Source organism: Citrobacter sp. VF227 (assembly GCF_052950715.1).
Map to the genome: position 1 here is coordinate 1 of NZ_JBRFVF010000652.1, position 431 is coordinate 431.

General features: G+C 49.7%; 1 pseudogene. It reads right to left on the minus strand.

Going from position 1 to position 431, the window contains the following annotated elements:
- Window positions 1-431: pseudogene (locus ACU8YC_RS28380) on the minus strand (AAA family ATPase); the annotation flags it as partial.

Below are 431 nucleotides of genomic sequence, written 5' to 3' on the forward strand. Positions count from 1 at the left end.
CGGGGAGCAAGGGGAGGATCTCGTGATCGACGACCTGTGCATACCAGGCCTGAGCGTCGTTGATTTGCGGGCCTGTGGCTGGTGTGACATACCTGAGACCGATACAAAACTGCGGCCCTAAGGTGGTGTCTTTTGCCAGCAACTCGTTGAGCTCCGTCAGTCGAGATTCGATGATGGATAACAGGTCTAAATCAATTGCGAATTTATGATTTACCCATTTTTTCCACGCGTCATTAGACGTTGGCTTTAGCTCGATAAAAACGAAACGGCGGGGCAGTGCCAAGTCGAGTAGTGCTAGGGTGCGGTCTGCAATATTCATCGTGCCGATAATATACAGATTCTCAGGGATATAGATTTTTTCATCAGGATTTTCACTGTAGGAGAGCGCCAACGCCTCCGTCGGTGTACGTTTATCAGCTTCCATCAAGGTG